This is a genomic window from Maricaulis virginensis (genome assembly GCF_027922185.1).
Lineage (GTDB): Bacteria > Pseudomonadota > Alphaproteobacteria > Caulobacterales > Maricaulaceae > Maricaulis > Maricaulis virginensis.
Genome location: NZ_BSFE01000004.1, coordinates 100,792 through 119,451, shown reverse-complemented (window position 1 = coordinate 119,451; position 18,660 = coordinate 100,792). Strand labels below are relative to the sequence as shown.

Sequence of the window (18,660 nt, the reverse complement as noted above, 5' to 3'; positions counted from 1 at the left end):
CTACTCCGGAAGGTCGTCGAACCGCACGCTCTCGCCATCCCAGATCAGCCGCATCCCGTCATAGCCGGGCCAGACATGCTCGGGCAGCGTGTCGACCAGGACGTCGTAATCCAGCGTGATGTGCATATTGGTCAGCACGCCGAACCGGGCCCCCACCCGCTCCAGCGCTTTCAGGGCGTCGTCGACGGTATAATGTGTCGGATGCGGTTCGCGGCGCAGGGCATCGACAATCCAGCAGCCCACACCGTGCAGCAGCGGCACGCTCGCCTCCGGCAGGGCGTTGATATCCGGCGAATAGGCGATATCGCCGATGCGGAAGCCGAGCGAACGGATCGATCCGTGCTCCTGATCGACCGGAATGAGCGAAACCTCACCGCCCGGCCCGTCAATCGTCACCGGCACACCGAAATCCGGCATGTCGCGGCGGTCGAGAATGGCCGGATAGCTGGAGCCCGGCGGTGTGTCGAATGTGTAGCCGAAACGCGACACCAATGTTGCTGCTGTGGGGCTGTCCATCCACACAGGGATGCGCTGACGTTGCAGGTATGCAAAGGCCCGCAGATCGTCGATGCCGTGGGTCTGGTCGGCATGGTCATGGGTCAGGACCACACCGTCGATCCGCGTCACCCGGGCTGACAGCATCTGCTCCCGGAAATCCGGCGAGGTATCGATAACGACGCGTGTCACCGCTTCCCCGCCATCCAGATCGGTACGCGTTTCTGCACGCTCCACCAGGGCCGAGCAGCGGCGGCGGCGATTGCGCGGATTATTGGGATTGCAGTCGCCCCAATCGCCATTCGCACGCGGCACACCGCCCGAGGATCCTGTGCCCAGCAGGGTTATCCGGACCAGGCCCGTCACGGTTTCGCGATCCGGTCGAACAGGTTGAGCGCGGCTTGCGTGGTCCGGGTCGCGCACTCCTCGATCGTCCAGCCCTTCACCGCGGCAAGTCCGGCCGCAACGTCGGGCAGGAAGGCCGGTTCGCAGCGCTTGCCGCGGTGCGGTACGGGCGCGAGATAGGGGCAGTCGGTCTCCAGGATCACCCGGTCGTCCGGCACCTCGTCGCGGAACACGGCCCGCACATCTTCGGCCTTCTTGAATGTGACAATGCCGGACGCCGAAAACCAGGCGCCCAGACGGGCGGCCCGGCGGGCCAGGTCGGCACCGCCGGTATAGCAGTGCAGCAAGGGCCGGAAGGCCCCCTTCCCCATTTCCTCTTCCAGAAGATCCGCCATCGCCTCATCCGCTTCACGGGTGTGCAGGACGAGCGGCAGATCCGTCTGGCGCGCCGCTTCTATATGCGCCTTCAGGCTGGCGAACTGGTCCTCGCGCGGGGAATAGCCGTAGTGGAAATCCAGCCCGGTCTCGCCGATGCCGACGACCTTGGGGTGGCGGGCGATCTCGACCAGCTCGCCGGCGGTGATATCCGGCCGGTCCTTGGCGTGGTGCGGATGCGCGCCGATCGTGCAGTAGATGTCGTCATGCGCCTCGGCGATGGCGGAGACGGCATCGAAATCGCTCAGACGGCAGCAGATCGCGATCATGCGCTCGACGCCCGCCGCGCGGGCCCGTTCGATGACGGCGTCGAGATCGTCGGCAAACTGCTCGCCGTGAAGATTGACGTGTGTGTCGATGAACATGGCGGGTCTCAGACGGTTTCCTTGCGCGCGGCATCCCGGGCGAGCGAGAGGGCTGCAAGCGCACTTTGCTTCGGGTCGAGATAAAGCGCCTCGGCATCCCGGACAAGCGAACCAAGCTCCCGCCAGGCCGTAAGCCAGGCCGTCACATCCTCGCCATTGGCGGCCCGGCGTCGTGCCTGATTGCGCAGGGCACCGGCCAGCGCCTCGTAGAACAGGTCGCGCAGATCCTCGCCGGCCTTGGTGGAAACCCGGTCGGCCAGGCGGCGCATTTCGGGCTCGCTGGCCGAACGCCCCTTCTCCACGATGGCCTCGACATCGCGGGCCAGGCCGACCCCGCCCGAGACATGCAGGGACAGCGCCCGCCCCGGTGCGCCCGCGGCCAACCTGGACGCAGCCAGCGCATCGCCGGCGCCGGCATCGCTGATCCCGGCAAGCCACTCGGCTGTCGCCTCGACGGATGGAGCGCGCAGGTCGAGCCGGCGGCAGCGTGAACGGATCGTGGCCGGCAGGCGGCCCGGCGTATGGGTCACCAGAAACAGGACACCGCGTTTGGGCGGCTCCTCAAGAGTTTTCAGCAAGGCATTGGCAGCGTTCGTATTCATCTCGTCCGCACTGTCGACGATACAGACACGCCAGCCGCCCTTGGCGCCCGAGCTCATCTCGAAAAAATGCGGCGCCCGTCGCGCTTCTTCCACGGTGATCTCCGCGCGCCAGCGCTTGCGCTTGTCGTCCCAGGGACGCCGCAACAGCAGGAGGTCCGGATTGGCCTGGGCCTCCAGCAGCTTGCAGACAGGGTCCTGCGGGCTTGAGCCGAGCGGTCCGCCCTCCTCCATCGGTGCCGCGCCAAGAACCCGGCGTGCGGCGCGCCAGGCGAAGCTGGCCTTGCCGACGCCACGCGGTCCGGTGATCATCCACGCGTGATGCAGGCGCCCGCTCTGCCAGGCCTTCGCGAAAGCCTGTTCTGCGGCCTCGTGGCCGAACAGGTCATAGCGCTCGCGAGGCGGCAGGCAGCCCGGCTGGACGTCGGACCCGGTATCCGGATCCGTACTCATGCCGGGGCGCCGAGCCGCGTCTCGATGGCCTGAAGGGCCGCCGCGGCGACGGCACCCGCATCCGACCCGGCATCCAGAACGACACAGCGGTCAGGCTCGGCCGCCGCAATGTCCAGGAAGGCCTGGCGCAGGCGAGCATGGAAATCCGCATCAAAGCGCTCGAAGCGTGTCGCATCCTCGCCGCGCGCGACCGTCCGCTCCAGCCCGGTCCGCGGGTCGAGGTCGAGCACCAGGGTCAGGTCCGGCCGGAAATCGCCCAGCGCGGCCGCATGCAGCTGGCGGATACGGTCGAGCGGAACGCCGCCGGCCGTGCCCTGGTAGGCCATGGTGGAATCGGCAAAGCGATCGGAAATCACCCAGGCGCCACGGGCCAGTGCAGGTTCGATCAGCCGTTCGACATGATCGACACGGGCGGCATACATCAAGAGCGCTTCGGTGACCGGGGACCAGCGATCCGTCGCGCCCTTGAGCAGGATGTCGCGCAGGACTTCCGCGCCCGGCGTACCGCCGGGCTCCCGGGTGACGACCACATCCAGGCCTTTTGCCGCAAGAGCGGCCTGCACGGCCTTGATCAGTGTCGTCTTGCCGGCGCCCTCGCCGCCTTCAAGTGTGATGAACTTGCCCCGCACGCCGATCAGCCCCGGATCATGTGGACAAGCGCAGCCCCGATACGGCCCATCAGCCCCTTGCGGGGAACGTCATTCGCTGCGACCAGCGGGAAATCCTGCGGCTCCATCCCGGGCGCTTCGACGGTCAGCGTGGCGATAACATCGCCTTCCGCGATCGGCGCGGAAACAGGGCCGTCATAGTTCACCGAAACCGTCATGTCGCGGCGGGCCCGGCGATGCAGGCCGACGGCAATGTCTTCGTCGACACGCAGGGCGACGGTGGACGCCGTGCCCATGAAGACCTCGGCTTCATGCTCGACCGTGTCACCGGCCGCGAAAAGATCGTAGACGCCGTAATCGGTCAGCGCCGCACGCATCATGCGCTCGGCCTCGGCGGCGCGGGCCGCATTCGAGTCCATGCCATTGAAGACGATGATGCGGCGTTCGCCATCGCGTTCGGCAGATCCGACAAGGCCGTAGCCGCTGTCTTCCGTATGGCCGGTCTTCAGTCCGTCGGCACCGGAGAACACACCGAGCAGCGGGTTGCGATTATACTGGCGGATGCCGTTATAGGTGAATTCCCGCTCGGCCCAGATGCCATAGAAGTCCGGGTGATCGCGGATCAGGATCTGCGCGATGCGGGCAAGATCCTCCGCGCTGACCATGTGGTCCGGGTCGGGCCAGCCTGTGGAATTGGCAAAGTGCGCATTCTCCAGGCCCAGCTCGCGGGCACGCTGGGTCATCATGTCGGCAAAGGCCGCCTCGCTGCCGCCGATCGCCTCGGCCAGAACGATGCAGGCATCATTGCCGGACTGGATGATGACACCGCGCAGCAGGTCCTCGACGCGGGCCCGGCTGTTCACGTCCAGAAACATGGTCGACGATCCGGAGGCGGCGCCGCCGCGGCGCCAGGCCTCTTCGGAGACGGGCAGTTCATCGTCCAGCGACAGCGAGCCCGACTCGATGGCTTCCAGGGTCATCAGCACCGTCATCATCTTGGACATGGAGGCCGGCGGCATGGGCTCGTCGCCATTTTTCGAGAACAGGACCGTGCCTGTCTCGAAATCCATGATCACCGCATGGCTGGCATCGGTCTCATAGGTGTTCTGGGCGGCGGCCGGTGCGGCTGCAACCGGAATGGCGAAAAGAAGAATCGCAAGAAGACTGCGCACGGAGGAACTCCCTGGCCGGAATCAGATGGGGCGGCTTGGCAACAGGAAGCATCAAAGCGCGGCAAGACCATGGCGTCCAGCGCCACGGACGCAGCAGGCTCAGTCGAGGGCGACGATCCGGGCGCCGAACACGCCCCAGTCGGCCAGGCTGGCCCGTGCCGCATCGGCACCGCTGCGATCGGCCCAGCGCCCGAAGAAGACCCGGTATATCGGGCCATGGTCGGACTGGCCGGGCTCGACCCACACCTCTCCCGCTCCGGCGACGCGCCGGACCAGCCGGTCGGCATTGTCCGCATCGCTGAAAGCGCCGAGCTGCAACGTCACATCCCGTCCGGCGCGGACCGGGATGTTGTCGACGGCAGCCACGGTCTGTGCTGTGGCCGGGCTGGATGGTTGCATAGCGGGAGCTGTAGCAGCCGCACCGGCGACCCGGACATTGCGCTGAGGTGGCGGTGCATCGGGATGGGCCGGACCGAGATAGCGGACCCGGACCCGGGCGAGTCCCGAACCGATATAATCCAGCTCGGTTGCCGCAGCGCGGGACAGATCGATAATCCGGTCGTCCACGAAGGGACCGCGATCATTGACGCGAACGATGATGCTGCGCCCGTTCTCGAGATTGGTGACTTCCGCGATCGAGGGAATCGGCAGGGTCGTATGCGCGGCAGTCATCGCGTACTGGTCGAAAATCTCACCGTTAGCCGTTGGTCTTCCATGGAAATTCGGGCCGTACCAGGACGCAATTCCGGTCCGGTCATAGCGATCGTCCCGCTGCGGGCGATAGGTCCGGCTGCCCACGCGATAGGGGTTGCCGACCTTCTGGTGACCACTGTCTGTCGCAATCAGTCCCGCCACATCGATATCGACCGGCGTCGCCGTCCCGCTCGTCTGCGGTGGCGTCGAAGGTACCGAGGCCGGATAGCTGGAATAGCGTTCGGGCGAGGATGCACACGCTGCGAGCGACGCAGCGGCGAGGCCAACAAGAGCGAGAGACAGTCTGGACAAGTCTGAACCGGATTTCCGCTGACGAAGTTGCGGCAAGATTATCCCGGATTGGTGAAGGGAGGGTAACCCTGTTTCATGTCGCGACTGTCCTGGGTGCGCGCCTCGGCTGCCATGCGTTCTGCATCCGCACTTGCACTGCAGAACGCATCGCCGTTATCTGCACGGGACCGGAGGGGTGGCAGAGTGGTCGATTGCGGCGGTCTTGAAAACCGTTGAACCGCGAGGTTCCGGGGGTTCGAATCCCTCCCCCTCCGCCATTGTCTTGATCTCGCGGCAGTCCGCTGCGCGGACGTGCTTGCGAACCCTCCGGGTTCGATGTTGTTCCGTACAGCTCCCCCACCAGGCTCGATGCTTCTGTCCCGGCCGGCACCTGCCCGGCATCCCTGTCGCGATCCTTCAAGACGGACCGGCCCGGCATGCGCTAGACGCCCGGATCGCTTTTGCACACCGGAGCCTCGCATGATCTTTCGCTACACCATTCTCTATGTCGATAACGTCGCCGCCTCGATGGCCTTCTACGAAGCCGCTTTCGGACTGGAGCGGAATTTCCTGCATGAGGGCGGAGATTATGGCGAGCTGAAAACCGGCGAGACGCGGCTGGCCTTTTCCTCGACGGCCCTGATGCGGCAGCTGGGCAAGTCGCCGAAAAAGCCGGAAGCCGATGCGCCGGTCTTCGAACTGGCCTTCGAGACGGAGGATGTGGCGGCTGCCCTCGCCCGCGCCGTCAAGGCCGGTGCCACGCTGAAGCAGGATGCGCGGGAGGAGGACTGGGGCCAGACCACCTCCTATGTCAGCGATCCGGACGGCTATCTGGTGGAGATCTGTTCTCCGGTCCAGTTGCCCAGCGCCGGCTGAGATATCAACGCAAGACGGCGCGGATCGCGGCGCAGGCTGGCCGGTGTCGCGCCGAACCAGCGCAGGCATTCGCGCGTCATGTGGGCCTGGTCGGCATAGCCGCTTTCACCGGCAATGTCGGCCAGCGTACATGCAGACGTCAGGCATTGCGCAGCGCGGCGTGCCCGCGCGAGCAGGCGCCAATAGTCCGGCGCAGGCAGACCGAATTCGCGAAACCGCCGCTGCAGGGTGCGTTGCGATACGCCGGCCGCTGCGGCCACGGATCGAAGGCTGGCACCCGGCCGGGTCAACGCCATGATCGCATCGCCGAGATCGTCAGGATCGCGCCGGGTTTCGGTGAGTATGGCATCTGCATCGCCGGGCTGTCTTGCGATGGCGTCCAGAGCGGCGGGATCGAGTTGCGAACCGGGACGAAGCCGGAAGCCCGTGATGTGTGTTCCCGCTGTCAGTCGAACCTGGCGCGGCACGAGGTCATGATCGGTCAGAATGATGCGCGGCGGACCGCTCTGCGTCTCGATCACGAGGATGTCGCGGCAGCCATCGGGAAAGACGGGCGCTTCATTGTCACTCGTCGCGGTAAACACCCATTTTTCGTATCCGCGCGAAGCCATCATCCCGCGGTGAATAGCAAGCGTTGCACAGACTGCCTAGACAGTCAGCGTGTCCGCGTCGGTGCGCTTGACCGCCTTGTCTTCGTCTTCGTCCGGCCCCACGCTCTCCGTAATAAATTATGCCGTAATATCAGCAGGAAACAGCCGGAACTTGACCCGGTTTTAAGCTTGGCCGCGGATGTCTGACAGCCACAAAACACGGGAATGACGGGATATGGGGCATACTTCCAACGGGGAGCTGATCGCAGCGCACGAGGATTTCGCGCAGGGCGTGCCCGGCGGATGCCGCGCCGTCTTCCGCTTCGATGCGCTTCGTGACCTGCGCCTGCTTCGCCGGAAACTGGAGGGGATCCAGTTCATTGGCTGTGATCTGTCGGGCGGCCGCTTTGCCGAAAGCGACCTGCGCTTCGCGTCCTTCTACTGCTCACGGCTTGAGCAATGCGACTTCCGGGGCAGCGATCTGACCCGCGCCGACCTCCGGGGCGTTTCCCTGCGGGGGACACGCCTGAACGGCGCTCGGCTTGACGAAGCCGATTTCCGGAGCGCGGAGCTGGCCCGCATTGACGAGGACGAGCGGTTTGTCCGTCATGTCGTCCATGCTGACCGCCAGACGCATGACGGAGCGGACGGCCTGGTCGCCAGTGTGGATTTTTCACACTGCTCGCTGAAAGGCGCGCGTCTCAACGGCGCGCGGCTTCAGGGTGCTGACTTCTCGGACGCGATCCTGTCGGAAGCCGATCTCAGCGGCGCCAACCTTCTCGGCGCCCGTTTCAACGGCGCCATCATGACCGGCGTAGCCCTTGCGAATACCCGGCTGGACGCCGACGCGCTTTCAGGCGCCTTGCAGGATCCGACATCGGCAGCGCACGACGCCCGGCCTGGCCTGCAGGCCAGCATCCGGGCCGGTAATCTGTGGACTTTGACGCAGGGGCGCGAGGGAGAAGTCCCCCGCTTCGACGGTGAAGACCTTCGAGTTTGCGGTCGGGACTTTTCCGGAGTCGCCCTTGCTGGCGCCTCCCTCCGGAACTGTTGCGCTGTCGGGGTGCCGTTCACAGGCGCCCGGCTGATCGGAGCGGTCTTTGACGGCGCCGACTTGCGCGATGCCGACTTTACCGGCGCTGACCTTCGCGGCGTGTCCTTTCGAAACTGCAAGCTCGCCCATGCGCGGTTTTCCAGCTGCGACCTTCGCAGCCTGGAAGGATCGGGCGGACGCCGCTTTGCACCGCGTTTCGAGGGCAGCGCCCCGGAGCTTGCCTGGTTTTTCCGTTGCGAGACTGATGCACGTGCGCGCCAGCTGGACCGGATTTTCATCGCGTCGTGAAACCGCGCTTATCCGGCTTCCCAAGCGGCCCGCGCATGCTAATCTCCCGGGGTATTCCAAAGAGGAAATCGTCCCGTGAAAAAGCTCGCTACCGGCGTCCTGATCGCCCTGACTGCCCTCTCGCTTGCTGCCTGCAACACGATCCGCGGGATCGGGCAGGATGTTGAACGCGCCGGCGAGGCCGTCCAGGACGCCTCAAGCTAGACGCGGCCGGCATACCGACAGGTTTTCACTTGGTTTCGGGACGGGGTGTGGAACCCTTTCCTGCACTTATGCGTATCTCCTGCACATGTTCTGCAAATGGAGATTGTTGCGATGAAAAACCTTGTGATCGGCCTTCTTCTTGCCCTGACCACGCTCTCGCTGGCCGCCTGCAACACCGTCCGCGGTGCCGGGCAGGATGTCGAGGATGCGGGTGAAGCGGTCCAGGACGCTGCGGACTAAATCCTGCTAATCCAGGAAATCCCAGCTGTCAGCGCCGTCAAAATGCCGGACCCGCAGATGTGAAATCTGGTCAGGGTCCAGCATGGCGGCGTTGACGGCCATACGCGTCTCTTCAGGCTTTTGTCCCTCGGACCTTGCAGACAGATTCTCCCAGTGCGTCGTGCAACCGCAATGCCGGCACGACACGAAGGCGAGCGTAGCCTCGCCGTGGGTATAGCGGATCCTGTCGGCAGGATTTCCATGCAGGCTGATTTCGGCCTCGCTCACATGCGCCCAGAGTGCGCCGCTTCGCCGGCAATAGGAGCAGTTGCAGCGGGTCAGCCATTGCGGCTCGACGTGCAGCGTCCAGCCGACGTGTCCGCAATGACAGCGACCTTCGTAGGGCACGGCATCAGGCTCCCGCGTCACGCCCGGCCTGCCCCGGCACACCGCCGATGCGGCGCTCCAGCCGGTCTGCGAACCAGGCAATGATGGACTGCCAGAGCGCATCCTTGAGCACCAGGCCCTCCACCTCCCCGTCAAGATTGGGGTTGTCATTGACCTCGATGACAAAGACACCGCGGTCATTCTGCTTGAGATCGATGCCGTAAAGCCCCTGCCCGATCAGGCGGGCCGCCTTCACGGCGACATCGATCACCTCGGCCGGAGCGTCTTCGACGGCGACGGTTTCCGACCCGCCCTCGGTGACCTTGCCGCCCTCGCCATGCTTGATGATCTGCCAGTGGCCGCGCGCCATCTTGTACTTGCAGGCATAGAGCGGCTTTCCGTCCAGTACGCCGACGCGCCAGTCATAGGCGGTGGGCATGTATTCCTGGGCGATGATCAGAGCCGTGTCCTTGAACAGCGCCTTTGCGCGTTCCTTCAGTTCGGCTTCGCTGGAGACCTTGTGGACCGAGCGGCTGAAGGAGCCATCCGGCGCCTTGAGCACGACCGGGCTGCCCAGCCGCTCGATCAGCCCGTCCAGGGACTGGTTCTCGTCCAGCACTTCAGTGCGCGGACACGGCACCCCGCCCAGCTCCATCAGCTCCTTGAGGAAGACCTTGTTGGTGCAACGGATCATCGAGGCCGTATCGTCTATGACCGGCATGCCTTCCTGTTCCGCCCGCCGTGCAAAGCGGTAGGTGTAATTGTCGATCGCCGTCGTCGCCCGGATAAAGAGCGCGTCGTATTCCGCGAGGCTGGACAGGTCATTGGGCCCGATGGGCGCGACTTCGACGCCCATCTTCGAGGCAACCGCCGCGAGGCGTTTCAGCGACGCCGGGCTCGAAGGCGGCAGGGCTTCCTTGGGATCCGCAAGAACAGCCAGCGACCAGCGTGCCGGCACCCGGTCTTTCTGGGCCGTCCAGGCCCTTCCCGTATGGGCGTCCAGGCTCTCCAGGAAAAAGTCCCGCGCCTCGCCTTTGAGCGTGTTGGGCGGGACCGGACGGATACGCTCGATCCGCCCGCCCGGATTGAGGCTCACCTCGAGCACGGGAACCCGGAACCAGTCGAACAGCAGGCGTCCGAACCGCTTCAGGCCATGTTCGCGCACGCGGCCGAATGCGACCAGCAAGGGCCCGAACGGCATGTCGCGTCCCTCGCTTTCCCGCGCCAGCGCCGCATCGAGTTCCGGAAGCGCCTGGGCGTAGAGCGTCTTGCGCGACAGCTCGACCATCGACTGGGCGGTCGGCACGATCCGGTGCCCGCGCGCCTCGGCCAGCAGCGACGCATAATAGCCGTTGGACTGATAGGCATAGGAGCGGGCGAGATTGATGATGTTGGGACGGCGCGACATGAAGAGCCGCGGGTTCGCCAGATAGTCCCGCACACGCAGAACCTTGTGTGGTGTTTCGTGCTGCGCCACGTCGGTGGCGTGTTCGACGAGAATGAGCCAGTCGCTCACGAGATAGGTGTCTCCCGGGTCCGTGCCGGCTCCAGAGGTTCAAGGAGCGCTTCGAGTTGCAGGGCCGCTTCGCCGTCCTCGTAATAGGCCGGACGCCGCTCACGCAAGCAAAATCCTTCGCGTTCATAGAGCCGGCGTGCAGCCAGATTGCTCTCCCGGACCTCTAGCCGCAGCGCGCGCAGTCTTTCGGCCCGCGCCAGGCTCCGGGCCGCAGCGATGAGTGCCGCGGCAATCCCCCGCCCCCGGGCGTCGGGGTGTACGGCCAGGGAATAGATTCGCCCGGTGCGGCCGCCGCGCCGCAGGCTCAGCGCGAGGTAACCGGCACCCTCGTCCGCCAGGAAAAACCGGGTCCGACCGCCCTTCAGCATCCGGGCGAGATTGCGCCGCGGAAAGCGGTCGCGCTCGAAGCTGGCTGCTTCGATCGCGTCGATCGCCGGGAGATCGTCCCGGCCGGCTTCGCGGACGGCTACCGCTTCCATCGAATGGCGTAGAGGTCGAAGCGCCGGTCACGCAGATTGCGGACCGTGCCCTCCTGGCGCGCCCAGTCGAGATCGGTCAGATCGAGATCGGCGATCGAGACGGTCTCGACATTCTCCGAGCATTCCTCGGCAATCCCGTCTCGGGCAAAGTTGAAGTCGCACGGCGTAAGGATGCAGGACTTGGCGTACTGGATGTCCATGTTTTCCACACCCGGCAGATTTCCCACATTGCCGGACATCACGACATAGCACTGGTTTTCGATGGCCCGGGCCTGGGAGCAGTAGCGCACCCGCATATAGCCCTGCCGGTTGTCGGTGCAGAACGGCACGAAGAAGATTTTCGCGCCCTCGTCCGCCAGTTTGCGGGCGAGCTCGGGGAACTCGCTGTCATAGCAGATCAGGATGCCCACCGGGCCGCAATCGGTCTGGATCGTGCCGATCTGGTCGCCGCCCTTGATATTCCACCAGTGACGCTCGGACGGCGTGGGATGGATCTTCTCCTGGGCGTGTACGGAGCCGTCGCGCAGGAAGACATAGGCGACATTCTGGATATCCCCGTCATCGGTGCGCGTCGGGTGCGAGCCGCCGATGATGTTGATGTTGTAGCTGATCGCCATCTGCCGCATTTCCTCGACAAAGCGCGGCGTGTACTCGGTGAGCCGTTCGATCGACTGGGCATGCGTCAGACGCGTCTCCTCCAGCGCGAGGAGCTGGAGGGTGAACAGTTCGGGGAAGACCACGAAATCCGATCGATAATCCGAGGTCACCGAGACGAAATACTCGATATTGCCGATGAATTCCTCGAAGCTCGACACGCGCCGCTGCTGGAATTGTACGGTCGCGACACGCACGACGTCTTTCGATCCCGGCGGTGCGCTTTCGCTCTTGGTCTGCTCGATCGCATAGGGATTGCGCCAGACCATGTGAGTGGCATAGCCGCCCGATTCCCGGTCCGACGGCAGGTAGGCCTTGAGCACACCGATCGGCTCGAACCCCATACGGGTCTGGAAGCGGATCACCGGATCGGCGACTTCCTGGGCCATCACGGCCGCGAGATAGGCTCGCGGCGTCGAATACTGTTTGCGGCGCCGCTTCCAGTGCGGCATCCGGCCGCCGAACACGATGCCCTTCAGCTCCATTCGTTCGGCCAGTTCGCGCCGGGCGTCATAGAGGCGCTGGCCGATACGCAGACGCCGGCGGTCCGGGTCGACGCAGATTTCCATACCGTAGAGCCAGTCGCCCTTCGGGTTGTGCCGTGAGGCATAGCCATTGCCCGTGATCGCATCCCAGGTGTGCGGCGACAGCGCTGCGGCCTCGTCGATGATGAAGCTGGCGGCGTAGCCGACGACTTCGCCCTCATACTCGACGACGACTTGTCCTTCGGGGAAATTGATGAGCTGGCCCTGGATCTCGCTTTCCGAATAGGCTCCCATCACAGGATAGACCTTGCCGGACAGGGCGACGATGCCGGGGATGTCCTGCAAGGTCGCATTGCGGACATTGAGGGCGGAGCGGGAAGTATGGCGGGGCATGGGACCGATCGATCTGCTGTCTGCATCAACTGGTCTCAAGCCGGTGCCGGCGTCAAGCCGCGCGGCATTCGGGCCGCACGATGGCCTGACATCCTCATCACGATCGCGTGGACCGGGAAGACGCGGCGCGTTTGCGCCCTATTATCGGGGACAACAACGTTAGCTGTGGACCGAACCCATGTTTTTCTATCGCAAGCCCAAACCCTGGCAGGGGCGCGAAGCGGACGTGACGCCGCGCGCGCTCTACATCAACCGGCGGCAGATCATGGCGGCCGGTGGTGCCGTTGCGGTGACCGGCCTGGTCGGTTGCGGCGGCTCGGAGACCGAAGCCTCCACGAGCGCTGAGAGCACGGCTTCCAGCACAGCCGCGGCCCGACAGCCGGCACCTCCTTCAGGCGGGCTGCAATACGCCGGGACCGGGTACAGCGTTCCCGATCCGCTCACCCCCATCGATGCCGTCACCGGCTACAATAATTTCTACGAATTCGGCGTCGACAAGTCGGACCCTGCCCGCCACGCGCATGAGATGTCGGTCGACCCCTGGTCGATCGAGGTCGACGGGCATGCCGGGCGGACGGGACGTTTCGCACTCGAGGACGTGGTCGATTTTTCTGCTCTGGAGGAGCGCATCTACCGGCTGCGCTGTGTCGAGGCCTGGTCGATGGTGATCCCGTGGATCGGCGTGCCGCTGGCCGGCGTGCTGCAGCAGTTCGAACCGACCGCGGACGCGCGCTATGTCGCCTTCGAGACCTATCTCGACCGTCGCGAGATGCGCGGCACGCGTTTCCCGGTGCTGGACTGGCCCTATGTCGAAGGCCTGCGCATGGATGAGGCGATGAACGAGCTCGCCTTTCTGGCCGTCGGTCTCTATGGCGATGTGTTGCCCAACCAGAATGGCGCCCCGGTCCGGCTCGTCGTGCCGTGGAAGTATGGCTACAAGTCGATCAAGTCGATCACCCGGATCAGCTTTGTCTCCCAGCAGCCCGAAACCGCCTGGAACAAGGCCGCGCCGAACGAGTATGGCTTCTATTCCAACGTCAATCCGAACCGCGCTCATCCGCGCTGGAGCCAGCAGACGGAGCGCGTGATCGGCGGCAATCTGTTCAATCGGCGCGAGACGGAGATGTTCAACGGCTATTCCGAACAGGTCGCGCATCTCTATGCCGGCATGGACCTGATCGAGAACCACTGAACCATGGCCAAGCGTGCGGTCCTGCGCAGTTTCGGCCGTCACTGGCTGAAACCCCTCACCTTCTGGCTGCTGGCCCTGCCCGGGCTCTGGCTGGGCTGGCAATGGGCGATGCTGCTCAACGGTCAGCCGCACGCCCTCGGCTTCAACCCGATCGAGACGACCCACCGTTTCCTGGGCGACACGGCGCTGCGGGTCCTCCTGATCTCGCTGGCGGTGACACCGTTCCGCGATATCACGCGCTGGCTCCCCGTCATGAAAGTGCGCCGGCGGATCGGACTGGCGGCATTCTGGTACGCCCTGCTGCACGTTGCCGCCTATCTGGGGCTCGATCTCCTGATCGCGGCGAATATGAGCGTGGCGGGGATGTTTGCCGGCCTCTGGGAGGATGTCGCCAAGCGGATCTACATCACGCTGGGCATGGCAGCCTTTGTTGGCCTCATCCCGCTGGCCGTGACCTCGTTCAACGCCATGGTGCGGTGGCTGGGCGCCCGGCGCTGGCAGCAACTGCACTGGGCGATCTATCCCGTCGCGATCCTGGCCGTGCTGCACCATGGTTTCATGGAAAAGGGCAATCAGCCGATGCCCTGGATCCATGGCGGCATTCTGGCCCTGCTGCTGGGCTACCGGCTGGTGCGCAGTGCCCGCAACAGATCGCGGCCCAGCCCTGCGGCCTCGTGACGGTTGATCACCAGCAAGGCAAGACAGGACAGCCAGACCAGGCAGGCGGCCACGAAGAGGCCGCCGCCATCATTGTTCGGGTCGATGCCCAGCGGCGTGAACAGGTGGAAATTCACCGCGCCGGTCATGATGGCGAGACCGAGAAGACTGCCCAGCGCCTGCAGGCGTTTCAGTCCCGGCAGGAAACCGGTGAGCAGGAGCGTCGAAGCGGCGAGCTCGGCCGAGCCGATGACATACTGGCTGAACAGGCCGGTATGTCCGAACAGGCCCGCCGCGCCCCAGCTGGCCGCCCAATCGTCAAGCAGGCCGAATATCACCTGCGTCTCCGCGGCGTCGGTAAATTTGTAGCGCAGCGAATCGAGAAAGATCGCGCAGACGAAAAGCGGCAGTCCGATCGTGACGATCCGCCAGATCCAGGTTTTCATGCAGGCCTCCAGGCTCCTGGCGAACCGGCACATGCCGCCGCCCCGTATCTCGAACGGGCATTATGGGCTATCCCCCTCACAAGCCAGTCACCCTTTCGCGAGCTGCCGGAGACGACCCCATGAGCCTTCACATCACCGACGCTTTCGACAGCGGCAATATCGAGGTTCTCGATGCCGCCGATCCGCAACGTATCCGCCTGGAAATCCGCAAGGATAACGGGTCGGATTTCTATCAATGGTTCCATTTCCGGGTGACCGGCGCGCGCGGCTCGGCGCTGTCCATGGCGATCGAGAATGCCGGTGGAGCCGCCTATCTGGAAGGTTGGCCGGATTATCGCGCCTGCGCGTCCTATGACCGGGAGACCTGGTTCCGGATCGATACCGAATATGCCGACGGTGTCCTGACGCTGCACCACACGCCGGAATGCGACACGGTCTGGTATGCCTATTTCGCGCCCTATTCGATGGAGCGCCACCAGAACCTGATTGCCTGGGCGCAGACCCATGTCGATGTCGATCTCGAAGTCCTCGGCGAAACGCTCGACGGTCAGGCGATGGACCTCCTGCGCGTCGGCACGCCGGGCAGCGGCAAGCGCACGATCTGGGTCACGGCGCGCCAGCACCCCGGCGAGACCATGGCGGAATGGTGGATGGAAGGCTTTCTCGGCCGCCTGCTCGACGATGAGGACCCCGTTGCCCGTGTCCTGCGAGACCGGGCCGTTTTCCACATCGTTCCGAATATGAACCCGGATGGCAGTAAACGCGGGCACCTGCGCACCAATGCCAAGGGCGTCAATCTCAATCGCGAATGGGACAAGGCCAGCGCCGCGAACTCGCCCGAGGTCTTCCACGTGCTCAACCGCATGCGCGAGACCGGGATCGACCTCGCCCTCGATGTCCATGGCGACGAAGCCCTGCCCTACAACTTCATCGCCGGCGGCGAAGGCGCGCCGAATTTCGACGCGAAGGGCCAGGAATTGCTCGACGCCTACAAGGCGGCGCTGAAGACGGCGAGCCCGGACTTCCAGACCGCGCACGGCTATGCCGTCGATGCCCCGGGGACCGCAAACCTGTCCGTCTGTACCAATTATCTGGCGAACGAATTCCGTTGCCTGGCGATGACACTGGAAATGCCCTTCAAGGACAATGCCGATCTGCCGGACAGCGAGCATGGCTGGTCGCCGGAGCGCTGCCGCAAGCTGGGCGCCGCCAATCTCGATGCCATGCTGGCCCTGGTGGATCGTCTGCGGTGACCATCTACGTCGATGCCGATGCCTGTCCGGTAAAGGACGAGATCATCCGGGTCGGTGAACGCCACCGCACCGAAATGCTCTTCGTGTGCGATGGCGGTCTGCGACGGCCGAATTCCCAATGGGCGCGGCTGGTGATCGTCAATGAAGGCCTCGACGCCGCCGACAACTGGATCGCCGAACAGATCGGTCCGGGCGATGTCTTCGTGACGGCCGACATCCCCCTCGCCGACCGCTGCATCAAGGCGGGGGCCATCGGGATCGATCCGCGCGGCAAGCTCTGGACCGTGGACAATATCGGTGCCTCTCTGGCGACGCGGAACCTGATGAGCGATCTGCGCGAGGCGGGAACCGTGACCAGCGGCGCCCGTCCGTTCGGACCGAAGGACAGGTCCGCCTTTCTCGACGGTATGGAGCGCGTCATGCGGCAGGCTGCCTCGGCGCGCGGCGCTTGACCCGCAAGCCGATAAGGCGAGGATGGGCGCGGGTAAGTTGATCGCCCGTTCCGGGCAAAAGGGGAGAGACCAATGAGAGCACTACTGGGCGGCGTCGCGATCGGCGCCATTCTGGCCGGCGCCGGTGTCTATTATTTCGGACCGGGCTTCGGCTCCGTGCCGGACGCCAGCGAACAGGCTGACAGCGGGACCGGCAGCTCGGCCTCCGGCGCCGGGGGCGCCGAGACCGGCGATGTGACCGTCGCCGACGCCGAAGCCTTCCTGGCCGAGACCGAGGCAGAGATGCGCGAGTTCGGCGAATTCGCCTCGCGCACGGCCTGGGTCCAGAACAACTTCATCACCTACGACACCAACTGGCTGCTCGAACGCATGTCGACGCAGGCCACGGAAATGTCCGTCGCGGCCGCCGGCGAGACGGCCCGCTATGCCGATCTCGACCTGCCCGAGACCATGGCGCGGAAAATGAATTTCCTGCGCGCCGGAATCACCCTGCCCGCGCCGGCCGACAGCGCTGCAGCGGCGCGCCTGTCCGAGCTGACGACGCGCATGGGCTCGTCCTATTCGTCCGGCCTGATGGAAATCGACGGCGAGATGGTCGATCACAACGAGCTGGAAAACATCATGCGGACCAGCCGCGACCCGGAATTCCTGGCACATGTCTGGGATGGCTGGCGCCGCGCCTATGATCCCGCACAGATGTCGACGGACTATGCCGAGATGGTCGAGATCGCCAACCAGGGTGCCCGCGACCTCGGTTTCGACAACCTCGCCCAGATGTGGCTGTCCAATTACGACATGCCGGCTGACGAGATGGAAGCGGAAGTCGAGCGGCTGTGGGGCCAGGTCGAGCCGCTTTACCAGCAGCTGCACTGCCATGTCCGCGCCAATCTGAACGAGCTCTATGGCGACGAGATCCAGGCAGCCGAAGGCCCGATCCGGGCCGACCTTCTGGGCAATATGTGGGCCCAGTCCTGGGCGTCGCTCAGCGATGTGGCCGCGGTCAGCGAGAGCGGCCCGGCCTATAATCTCGACGACCTGCTCGTCGAGGCCGGCTATGACCAGCACCAGATGGTGGAAACGGCGGAAAGCTTCTTCACCTCGCTGGGCATGGAACCGCTGCCCGATACCTTCTGGGAACGCTCGCTGATCACCCAGCCGCGCGACCGGCAGGTGGCCTGCCATGCCTCGGCCTGGAACATGGATTATGAAGACGATCTGCGCATCAAGATGTGCACTCGCGTCAATGGCGACGACTTCGTCACTGTGCACCACGAACTCGGCCACAATTTCTACCAGCGCGCCTATAACGAACAGGATGTCCTGTTCCAGACCGGCGCCCATGACGGTTTCCACGAAGCCATCGGCGATTTCATCGCGCTGTCCGTGACCCCGGAATACCTGGTGCAGATCGGTCTGCTCGACGAGGCCGACATGCCGGATGAAAGCGCCGACCTGTCGCTGCTGATGGATACGGCCCTCGACAAGATCGCCTTCCTGCCGTTCGCGGTGATGATGGATCAGTGGCGCTGGCAGGTCCTGCGCGGCGAAATCACGCCGGAAGAGTATAACGAACAGTGGTGGGCGCTGCGCGAGAGCTATCAGGGCATCGTGCCGCCGGTCGACCGGCCGGGCGACGCCTTCGATCCGGGCTCGAAATACCACATCGCGAACAATGTGCCGTACCTGCGGTATTTCCTGAGCTTCATCATGCAGTTCCAGTTCCATGAAGCGGCCTGCGAGATGGCCGGCTGGGAAGGCCCGCTGCACCGCTGCTCGATCTATGGAAACGAGGAAGTCGGCGCGCGTTTCAATGCAATGATGGAGATGGGCGCGTCCCGGCCCTGGCCGGACGCGCTGGAAGCCTTCACCGGCACCCGGGAAATGGATGGCTCGGCCATCATCTCCTACTTCCAGCCTCTGATGACCTATCTGGAAGAGGAAAACGCCGACCGCAATTGCGGCTGGTAGATTCCGCTTTACTGGAAATCGGGAAAGGCGGTCCTTCGGGGCCGCCTTTTTCGTTTCCGGCGGATCGCTTCGCTGATCGGCAAATTGTCAC

The 18,660-nt window shown here is 64.7% G+C and carries 21 protein-coding genes and 1 tRNA gene; 10 read left to right on the top strand and 12 right to left on the bottom strand.

From position 1 onward, the window contains the following. The 6 genes from PKE71_RS08965 to PKE71_RS08940 all read right to left on the bottom strand — a co-directional run bounded on the left by PKE71_RS08965 (position 1) and on the right by PKE71_RS08940 (position 5,477). Positions 1-861 (bottom strand): MBL fold metallo-hydrolase, encoded by an 861-nt coding sequence (locus PKE71_RS08965; protein WP_271186624.1) that lies wholly within the window; start codon positions 859-861, stop codon positions 1-3. After that, positions 858-1,640 (bottom strand): TatD family hydrolase, encoded by a 783-nt coding sequence (locus tag PKE71_RS08960; protein ID WP_271186623.1) that lies wholly within the window; start codon positions 1,638-1,640, stop codon positions 858-860. The genes PKE71_RS08965 and PKE71_RS08960 overlap by 4 nt, the downstream gene beginning before the upstream one ends. A gap of 8 nt (positions 1,641-1,648) precedes the next feature. Continuing rightward, positions 1,649-2,692 (bottom strand): DNA polymerase III subunit delta', encoded by a 1,044-nt coding sequence (locus PKE71_RS08955; protein WP_271186622.1) that lies wholly within the window; start codon positions 2,690-2,692, stop codon positions 1,649-1,651. Continuing rightward, positions 2,689-3,321, bottom strand: a complete 633-nt coding sequence (tmk, locus tag PKE71_RS08950; RefSeq protein ID WP_271186621.1) for a dTMP kinase — start codon at positions 3,319-3,321, stop codon at positions 2,689-2,691. Before tmk ends, PKE71_RS08955 begins: the two co-directional genes overlap by 4 nt. Before the next feature lie 5 nt (positions 3,322-3,326). Next, the gene (locus PKE71_RS08945) at positions 3,327-4,472 is read right to left on the bottom strand and encodes a D-alanyl-D-alanine carboxypeptidase family protein (RefSeq protein WP_271186620.1); all 1,146 of its coding nucleotides are present in this window, start codon (positions 4,470-4,472) and stop codon (positions 3,327-3,329) included. A gap of 99 nt (positions 4,473-4,571) precedes the next feature. Further along, a complete protein-coding gene (locus tag PKE71_RS08940; protein ID WP_271186619.1) occupies positions 4,572-5,477 on the bottom strand; it encodes a septal ring lytic transglycosylase RlpA family protein in 906 nt (301 codons plus the stop codon). Positions 5,478-5,646: 169 nt separating this feature from the next. On the opposite strand from PKE71_RS08940, the gene PKE71_RS08935 reads away from it, so the two are divergent. After that, positions 5,647-5,734 (top strand) — tRNA-Ser (locus PKE71_RS08935). A gap of 202 nt (positions 5,735-5,936) precedes the next feature. Continuing rightward, positions 5,937-6,332 carry a VOC family protein gene (locus PKE71_RS08930; protein ID WP_271186618.1) on the top strand — a complete coding sequence of 132 codons (396 nt, stop codon included), beginning with the start codon at positions 5,937-5,939 and terminating at the stop codon, positions 6,330-6,332. Here the strand turns inward: PKE71_RS08930 and PKE71_RS08925 are convergent. After that, the gene (locus PKE71_RS08925; protein WP_271186617.1) at positions 6,284-6,916 is read right to left on the bottom strand and encodes a helix-turn-helix domain-containing protein; all 633 of its coding nucleotides are present in this window, start codon (positions 6,914-6,916) and stop codon (positions 6,284-6,286) included. The genes PKE71_RS08930 and PKE71_RS08925 overlap by 49 nt on opposite strands. 241 nt (positions 6,917-7,157) lie before the next feature. Here PKE71_RS08925 and PKE71_RS08920 point away from each other — a divergent pair, with 241 nt between their 5' ends. The 3 genes from PKE71_RS08920 (at position 7,158) to PKE71_RS08910 (ending at position 8,708) form a co-directional block, all read left to right on the top strand. Then, positions 7,158-8,264, top strand: a complete 1,107-nt coding sequence (locus PKE71_RS08920; RefSeq protein WP_271186616.1) for a pentapeptide repeat-containing protein — start codon at positions 7,158-7,160, stop codon at positions 8,262-8,264. A gap of 75 nt (positions 8,265-8,339) precedes the next feature. Then, positions 8,340-8,468 (top strand): entericidin A/B family lipoprotein, encoded by a 129-nt coding sequence (locus PKE71_RS08915; protein ID WP_367277704.1) that lies wholly within the window; start codon positions 8,340-8,342, stop codon positions 8,466-8,468. A gap of 111 nt (positions 8,469-8,579) precedes the next feature. Beyond that, positions 8,580-8,708, top strand: coding sequence for an entericidin A/B family lipoprotein (locus PKE71_RS08910; protein WP_271186615.1), 129 nt, complete (start codon positions 8,580-8,582; stop codon positions 8,706-8,708). Between the two features lie 6 nt (positions 8,709-8,714). Here PKE71_RS08910 and PKE71_RS08905 read toward each other — a convergent pair whose 3' ends face one another. From PKE71_RS08905 to PKE71_RS08890, 4 genes are read right to left on the bottom strand one after another with little or no spacing between them, the layout of a single operon-like run. Then, the gene (locus tag PKE71_RS08905) at positions 8,715-9,095 is read right to left on the bottom strand and encodes a GFA family protein (RefSeq protein WP_271186614.1); all 381 of its coding nucleotides are present in this window, start codon (positions 9,093-9,095) and stop codon (positions 8,715-8,717) included. Positions 9,096-9,099: 4 nt separating this feature from the next. Further along, positions 9,100-10,590, bottom strand: coding sequence for a RimK family protein (locus PKE71_RS08900; RefSeq protein ID WP_271186613.1), 1,491 nt, complete (start codon positions 10,588-10,590; stop codon positions 9,100-9,102). Next, on the bottom strand, positions 10,587-11,069 hold the full coding sequence (locus PKE71_RS08895) for a GNAT family N-acetyltransferase (RefSeq protein ID WP_271186612.1): 483 nt from the start codon (positions 11,067-11,069) through the stop codon (positions 10,587-10,589). The genes PKE71_RS08900 and PKE71_RS08895 overlap by 4 nt, the downstream gene beginning before the upstream one ends. Next, entirely contained in the window at positions 11,057-12,601 is a 1,545-nt protein-coding gene (locus PKE71_RS08890; RefSeq protein ID WP_271186611.1) for a bifunctional GNAT family N-acetyltransferase/carbon-nitrogen hydrolase family protein, read from the bottom strand. The genes PKE71_RS08895 and PKE71_RS08890 overlap by 13 nt, the downstream gene beginning before the upstream one ends. A gap of 178 nt (positions 12,602-12,779) precedes the next feature. On the opposite strand from PKE71_RS08890, the gene msrP reads away from it, so the two are divergent. Together msrP and PKE71_RS08880 are read left to right on the top strand one after the other, a co-directional pair. Beyond that, a complete protein-coding gene (gene msrP / locus PKE71_RS08885; protein ID WP_271186610.1) occupies positions 12,780-13,793 on the top strand; it encodes a protein-methionine-sulfoxide reductase catalytic subunit MsrP in 1,014 nt (337 codons plus the stop codon). Positions 13,794-13,796: 3 nt separating this feature from the next. Further along, a complete protein-coding gene (locus PKE71_RS08880) occupies positions 13,797-14,471 on the top strand; it encodes a protein-methionine-sulfoxide reductase heme-binding subunit MsrQ (RefSeq protein WP_271186609.1) in 675 nt (224 codons plus the stop codon). On the opposite strand, the gene PKE71_RS08875 is transcribed toward PKE71_RS08880, so the two are convergent. Beyond that, a complete protein-coding gene (locus tag PKE71_RS08875; protein ID WP_271186608.1) occupies positions 14,414-14,896 on the bottom strand; it encodes a hypothetical protein in 483 nt (160 codons plus the stop codon). The two genes, PKE71_RS08880 and PKE71_RS08875, sit on opposite strands and share 58 nt — an antisense overlap. A gap of 119 nt (positions 14,897-15,015) precedes the next feature. Here PKE71_RS08875 and PKE71_RS08870 point away from each other — a divergent pair, with 119 nt between their 5' ends. The 3 genes from PKE71_RS08870 to PKE71_RS08860 all read left to right on the top strand — a co-directional run bounded on the left by PKE71_RS08870 (position 15,016) and on the right by PKE71_RS08860 (position 18,569). Further along, a complete protein-coding gene (locus tag PKE71_RS08870) occupies positions 15,016-16,149 on the top strand; it encodes a M14 family metallopeptidase (protein ID WP_271186607.1) in 1,134 nt (377 codons plus the stop codon). Beyond that, the gene (locus PKE71_RS08865) at positions 16,146-16,601 is read left to right on the top strand and encodes a YaiI/YqxD family protein (protein WP_271186606.1); all 456 of its coding nucleotides are present in this window, start codon (positions 16,146-16,148) and stop codon (positions 16,599-16,601) included. Before PKE71_RS08870 ends, PKE71_RS08865 begins: the two co-directional genes overlap by 4 nt. 72 nt (positions 16,602-16,673) lie before the next feature. Further along, entirely contained in the window at positions 16,674-18,569 is a 1,896-nt protein-coding gene (locus tag PKE71_RS08860; protein ID WP_271186605.1) for a M2 family metallopeptidase, read from the top strand. Positions 18,570-18,660 lie beyond the last annotated feature (91 nt).

Excerpts from the sequence above, each read along its gene's own strand:
- PKE71_RS08960 (WP_271186623.1), bottom strand. The coding sequence starts at position 1,640 with ATGTTCATCGACACACACGTCAATCTTCACGGCGAGCAGTTTGCCGAC.
- PKE71_RS08955 (WP_271186622.1), bottom strand. The coding sequence starts at position 2,692 with ATGAGTACGGATCCGGATACCGGGTCCGACGTCCAGCCGGGCTGCCTG.
- PKE71_RS08930 (WP_271186618.1), top strand. The coding sequence starts at position 5,937 with ATGATCTTTCGCTACACCATTCTCTATGTCGATAACGTCGCCGCCTCG.
- PKE71_RS08920 (WP_271186616.1), top strand. The coding sequence starts at position 7,158 with ATGGGGCATACTTCCAACGGGGAGCTGATCGCAGCGCACGAGGATTTC.
- PKE71_RS08910 (WP_271186615.1), top strand. The coding sequence starts at position 8,580 with ATGAAAAACCTTGTGATCGGCCTTCTTCTTGCCCTGACCACGCTCTCG.
- PKE71_RS08895 (WP_271186612.1), bottom strand. The coding sequence starts at position 11,069 with ATGGAAGCGGTAGCCGTCCGCGAAGCCGGCCGGGACGATCTCCCGGCG.
- PKE71_RS08890 (WP_271186611.1), bottom strand. The coding sequence starts at position 12,601 with ATGCCCCGCCATACTTCCCGCTCCGCCCTCAATGTCCGCAATGCGACC.
- msrP (WP_271186610.1), top strand. The coding sequence starts at position 12,780 with ATGTTTTTCTATCGCAAGCCCAAACCCTGGCAGGGGCGCGAAGCGGAC.
- PKE71_RS08880 (WP_271186609.1), top strand. The coding sequence starts at position 13,797 with ATGGCCAAGCGTGCGGTCCTGCGCAGTTTCGGCCGTCACTGGCTGAAA.
- PKE71_RS08875 (WP_271186608.1), bottom strand. The coding sequence starts at position 14,896 with ATGAAAACCTGGATCTGGCGGATCGTCACGATCGGACTGCCGCTTTTC.
- PKE71_RS08870 (WP_271186607.1), top strand. The coding sequence starts at position 15,016 with ATGAGCCTTCACATCACCGACGCTTTCGACAGCGGCAATATCGAGGTT.
- PKE71_RS08860 (WP_271186605.1), top strand. The coding sequence starts at position 16,674 with ATGAGAGCACTACTGGGCGGCGTCGCGATCGGCGCCATTCTGGCCGGC.